The 4912-nt window shown below is 75.1% G+C and carries 6 protein-coding genes and 1 pseudogene; 4 read left to right on the plus strand and 3 right to left on the minus strand.

Features of this window, described 5'->3' with window-relative positions; translation table 11 throughout:
• Positions 1–136: pseudogene (locus MCBG_RS31445) on the minus strand (LacI family DNA-binding transcriptional regulator); the annotation flags it as partial.
• A gap of 171 nt (positions 137–307) precedes the next feature.
• On the opposite strand from MCBG_RS31445, the gene MCBG_RS02595 reads away from it, so the two are divergent.
• Both MCBG_RS02595 and MCBG_RS02600 read left to right on the plus strand, forming a co-directional pair.
• A complete protein-coding gene (locus tag MCBG_RS02595; protein WP_051610922.1) occupies positions 308–1513 on the plus strand; it encodes an MFS transporter in 1206 nt (401 codons plus the stop codon).
• An 88-nt stretch (positions 1514–1601) separates the two neighbouring features.
• Positions 1602–1934, plus strand: a complete 333-nt coding sequence (locus tag MCBG_RS02600) for a hypothetical protein (RefSeq protein WP_030499339.1) — start codon at positions 1602–1604, stop codon at positions 1932–1934.
• A gap of 9 nt (positions 1935–1943) precedes the next feature.
• Here the strand turns inward: MCBG_RS02600 and MCBG_RS02605 are convergent, their stop codons facing one another.
• Positions 1944–2306 (minus strand): fluoride efflux transporter FluC, encoded by a 363-nt coding sequence (locus tag MCBG_RS02605; protein WP_043323585.1) that lies wholly within the window; start codon positions 2304–2306, stop codon positions 1944–1946.
• A gap of 22 nt (positions 2307–2328) precedes the next feature.
• Positions 2329–2799, minus strand: coding sequence for a FluC/FEX family fluoride channel (locus MCBG_RS02610; protein ID WP_043330057.1), 471 nt, complete (start codon positions 2797–2799; stop codon positions 2329–2331).
• A gap of 229 nt (positions 2800–3028) precedes the next feature.
• Here MCBG_RS02610 and paaK point away from each other — a divergent pair, with 229 nt between their 5' ends.
• Positions 3029–4336 (plus strand): phenylacetate--CoA ligase PaaK, encoded by a 1308-nt coding sequence (gene paaK / locus MCBG_RS02615; protein ID WP_043330058.1) that lies wholly within the window; start codon positions 3029–3031, stop codon positions 4334–4336.
• Position 4337: 1 nt separating this feature from the next.
• Positions 4338–4745, plus strand: a complete 408-nt coding sequence (gene paaI / locus MCBG_RS02620; RefSeq protein WP_043323587.1) for a hydroxyphenylacetyl-CoA thioesterase PaaI — start codon at positions 4338–4340, stop codon at positions 4743–4745.
• Positions 4746–4912 lie beyond the last annotated feature (167 nt).

Below are 4912 nucleotides of genomic sequence, written 5' to 3' on the forward strand. Positions count from 1 at the left end.
CGGCGTGCACCCGGGCGCGGGCGTCCGCCGAGGCGAACCCGTAGCCGCCGAGCACCCGGGAGGCGGTGGCCCGGGACACCCCGGCGTCGCGGGCGACGTCGTCGAGCGTGGCGGGACGTGCGGTCGGCGTACCCATGTCCGCATCATGCCTGCTCCGGCGCGGATGGGCGAAGCCATAACGGCGCTTGTGGTGGAAGCGCTCTCAGGTGTGCGATTGTCGTCGGGAACCAGACGGGGGAAGGGACCACCGCACCGTGAGCAGCACCATCGACGCACCGGCCGGGAAGCGGCCACCGGCGCCCGGGCGGTGTTGACCGCCCGCAACGGCGTCGCCGTCGTCTTCGCCCTCAACGGGCTCGCGGTGGCGAGCTGGTTCTCCCGGGTCCCGGCGGCCCAGGAGGCGCTCGACCTCAACCCGGGGCGGCTCGGCCTGCTGCTGCTCTGCGCGTCGGCGGGTTCGCTGCTGGCCATGCCGACGGCCGGCCTGGTCACCCAGCGGCTCGGGCCCGCGCGCACTGTCGCCGTGTCGGTGGTGCTGGTCTCGCTCGGCCTGACCGTGGCGGGTCTGTCCGCCAGCCTGGTCGGCTCGGTCGTCGGGGTGGGGTTCGGCCTCGCCGCGTTCGGCTTCGGCTCCGGCATGTGCGACGTGGCGATGAACGTCGAGGGCGCGGCCGTGGAGAAGCGCCTCGGCTACACCATCCTGCCCCGGTTCCACGCCGCCTGGAGTCTCGGCTCGGTGGCCGGGGCCGGGCTCGGCGCCGGCGCGGCGCACTTCGGCGTACCCGTGGGCGTGCACCTGCCGGTCCTGTCCGTGCTGATCCTGGCCGGCACGCTGGTCGGCGCCCGGGCATTCCTCGCGGCCACCGCCGAGGCGGCCGGGGCCGGGGAGCCGGCCGCCCGGCGGCAGGCGCTGCTGGCCGCCTGGCGCGAGCCCCGCACCCTGCTGGTCGGCCTGCTCGTGCTGGTCATGGCGTTCACCGAGGGCAGTGCCAACGACTGGCTCGCGGTGGCGTTCGTCGACGGGTACGGGGTCGACGAGGCGGTCGGCGCCGCGGTCTTCGGCGTGTTCGTGGTGGGCATGACGATCGGCCGCACCGTCGGCACCGTCGCCATCGACAGGTGGGGCCGGGTGCCGGTCCTGTTCACCACCATCGCGATGGCGTCCGCCGGCGCGGCGCTCGCCGTACTGGCCGGGAACGGCCCCCTCGCGGTGGTCGGCGTCGCGCTGTGGGGGCTCGGCGCCTCGCTCGGCTTCCCGGTCGGGATGAGCGCCGTCGCCGACGACGAGGACAAGGCCCCGGCCCGGGTGAGCGTGGTCGCGGTGATCGGCTACACCGCCTTCCTGGCCGGGCCGCCGCTGCTCGGCTTCCTCGGCGACCACTTCGGCGTGCTGTCCGCGCTCGGCGTGGTGCCGCTGCTCCTGCTGCCCACGCTCGCGCTGGTGCCGGTGCTGCGGGAGCGCCCCGCCGCGCCGGACACGCAGGCCGGCGCAGCGGCGGCGAAGGTCGGCTGAGCCGGTCCAGCCGACTCCCACCGCGCTCCCAGCCGCCTGCCAGGCCGGCGTGCTGCACTGGAGCGAACGCCGAGGAGAGGAGGCGGGCATGGGCTGGTTCAGCCGCCGGGCCGCCGACCCGACGACGCCCACGAAGCTCGACCGCGAGGCGACCAAGGAGGACCTGGCGCAGCTGGAGGCGTTCGTCACCAGCCGGCGCGGGGTCGAGTTCTACCTGGAACCGGAGACCACCGCCACCGACACCACAGTCGTCGCCATCGCGCACGACGGTGAGTGGATCCGCCGCCGTACCGGCTCGCCCCGCGCCGCCGGCAAGATCGCCCAGAAGCACGCGGTGCCGCTGTACGAGGCGGCCCGCACCGGCTACCCGGAGCGGATGCGGGCGTGGAACCGGGCCCACCCGGAACGCCGGGCCCGCTGACCGGCGCGGTCAGCCGGTCAGCGCGGTGACGAGGGCGTAGCCCAGGAACGCCGCGCCCAGGCCCGCGGCCACGCTGAGCGCCGCATTCGCGTACGCGAGGCGGCGCTTCCCGGTGCGGGCCAGGCGCAGCGTCTCGTAGCTCAGCGTCGACCAGGTGGTCAGCGCGCCGCAGAAACCGGTGCCGACCAGCGCGGTCACCGCCGGGTCGACGGGCGCCGCGAGCAGGCCGCCGAGCAGCAGCGACCCGGCCACGTTCACGGTGAGCGTGCCCCACGGGAACGGTGAGCCGTGCCGGGCCTGCACCGCCCGGTCGGTCAGGTAGCGCAGCGGCGCGCCGAGCGCGGCGCCGAGCGCGATCAGCAGGACGGTCATCGGCCCGCCACCGTCTGGGCGGTCACGGGGCCCGCCCGTGCCGGGCGGCCAGCAGGCGCGCTGTCACCGCGTCCCCGGCCGCGACCGCGGCCAGCGCGCCGAGCACCGTGGCGGCCAGGTAGACGCCCGCCGTCGCCGCCGCGCCGTCGGTCAGCAGCCGCTGCGCGTCGACCGCGTACGCGGAGAACGTGGTGAACCCGCCGAGCACGCCGACGCCGAGGAACGGCCGGGTCAGCGGGTGGGCCGGGCGGGCGGCGAGCATCGCCGTCAGCGCACCGATCAGCAGGCAGCCGGTGACGTTGACGGCGAACGTGGCCCACGGAAACTCGCCGGGCCGGTGTGGCACCGCCGCCTGCGCGCCCGCCCGCGCGAGCGCGCCGAACACGCCACCGGCGGCGATCACGCCGAGCACGGCCGCCGGGTGCGCGGACAGTTCCGACCGGTCCGCCGGTACGCGCAGGTCGACGTCCGGATCAACGCGCGGATCCGACACCACACCTCCCACCGCCCCCGCGAGCATAACCCCGCTCCCGCCGTCCGCCCGCGCCCCCGCTCTCGGTGATCTTGCGGTTCCAGCCCCGGCATTGCGCGCGAAGCGGACACCCGAGGGGCGGCAAGTGCAAGATCACGGGGGAGGGGGGTGGGGGAGGGATGAGGGGCGTACGGTGGGCGGCAGCGCCCGGCGCGGCGGTGCCCGGGGCCCGTCGCGCCAGGAGGAAGCCGTGCAGGACCGCACCCCTCGTCCGGACGAGCTGGATCCCGTCGAGCGGATCGGCGTCGACGAGCTGCGCGCCCTGCAGCTGGACCGGCTGCGCCACTCGCTGCGGCACGCGTACGACAACGTGCCGCACTACCGCCGCGCGTTCGACGACGCCAGCGCGCACCCGGGCGACCTGCGCGAGTTGACCGACCTGGCCCGCTTCCCGTTCACCACGAAGGCGGAGCTGCGGGAGAACTACCCGTTCGGCATGTTCGCGGTGCCCCGCGAGCGGATCGCCCGGCTGCACGCGTCCTCCGGCACCACCGGACGCCCGACTGTGGTCGGCTACACCCGCGCCGACCTGGACACCTGGGCGAAGCTGATGGCCCGCTCGATCCGGGCCGCCGGTGGCCGCCGCGGTGACCGGGTGCACGTCGCGTACGGCTACGGGCTGTTCACCGGCGGCCTCGGCGCGCACTACGGCGCCGAGGAGCTGGGCTGCACCGTCGTCCCGGCCTCCGGCGGCATGACCGAGCGCCAGGTCATGCTGATCCGCGACCTGGAACCGGAGGTCATCATGGTGACCCCGAGCTACATGCTCGCCATCGTGGACGAGATGGAACGCCAGGGCGTCGACCCGCGCGCCACCTCGCTGCGGGTGGGCGTCTTCGGCGCCGAGCCGTGGACCGAGGACATGCGCCGTGAGCTGGAGCAGCGCCTGGACATGCACGCACTGGACATCTACGGCCTGTCCGAGGTGATGGGCCCGGGGGTGGCGGTCGAGTGCGTGGAGACCAAGGACGGCCTGCACCTGTGGGAGGACCAGTTCTACCCGGAGATCATCGACCCGGTGACCGGGGAGGTGCTGCCCGACGGACAGCGGGGCGAGCTGGTGCTGACCTCGCTGACCAAGGAGGCCATGCCGGTGGTCCGCTACCGCACCCGGGACCTGACCCGGCTGCTGCCCGGCACAGCCCGCCCGATGCGGCGGATCGAGAAGATCACCGGACGGACCGACGACATGATGATCGTCCGGGGGGTGAACGTCTTCCCGACGCAGATCGAAGAGCTGATCCTGCGTACCCCGGCCCTGTCGCCGCACTTCCAGTGCGTGCTCGACCGGCGGGGGCGGATGGACACGCTCGCCGTCCACGTGGAGCGGCGCGCGGACGCCGCCGCCGACGAGGCCGAACGGGCCGGCGCGGCCCTGGCCGAGCAGGTCAAGAACACCATCGGCGTCTCCGTCGCGGTGCGGGTGATCGAACCGGACGGGGTGGAACGGTCGATGGGCAAGATGCGCCGCATCGTCGACCAGCGGCGGGAGCGCTGACATGGCGGACGACGGCGGCCGCACCGCGGCGCACGACATGTTCGACGCCGACGTGGCGTCCAAGGGGCTCGGCATCGAACTCGTCTCGGCCGGCGACGGCGCGGCCGTGGCGCGGATGCGGGTCACCCCGGCGATGCTCAACGGGCACGCGATCGGGCACGGCGGCTTCGTGTTCCTGCTCGCCGACACCGCGTTCGCGCTGGCCTGCAACAGCCACGGCCCGGCCACCGTCGCGGCCGGCGGCGAGATCAGCTTCCTGCGACCGGTACGCGAGGGCGACGTGCTGGAGGCGTACGCCACCGAGCGGGTCCGGCAGGGCCGCAGCGGCATCTACGACGTCACGGTGCGGCGCGGCGACGAGGTGGTGGCGGAGTTCCGGGGACGAAGCCGCACCATCGCCCGCGGCTGACGGCCACCGCCCGACCCGCCCGACGAGCCGCCCGGGCCGGAGTGGCCCCGTGCCCGCTCCGACCCGGACGTCGCCGTCATGCGGCGAGCCCAGTCGCGTACCCGCCGGGCTCGGCTCTTCGCCGCGCGCGGCCCGCCCTCTCAGGCCGCGCCGCGGCTCCGGGTAAC

The sequence above is a fragment of the Micromonospora sp. M42 genome (genome assembly GCF_000568915.1).
In the GTDB taxonomy this organism is placed as follows: domain Bacteria; phylum Actinomycetota; class Actinomycetes; order Mycobacteriales; family Micromonosporaceae; genus Micromonospora; species Micromonospora chalcea.

Coding starts and splice junctions, on each gene's coding strand:
- MCBG_RS02600 (WP_030499339.1), top strand. CDS start 1,602: ATGGGCTGGTTCAGCCGCCGGGCCGCCGACCCGACGACGCCCACGAAG.
- MCBG_RS02605 (WP_043323585.1), bottom strand. CDS start 2,306: ATGACCGTCCTGCTGATCGCGCTCGGCGCCGCGCTCGGCGCGCCGCTG.
- paaI (WP_043323587.1), top strand. CDS start 4,338: ATGGCGGACGACGGCGGCCGCACCGCGGCGCACGACATGTTCGACGCC.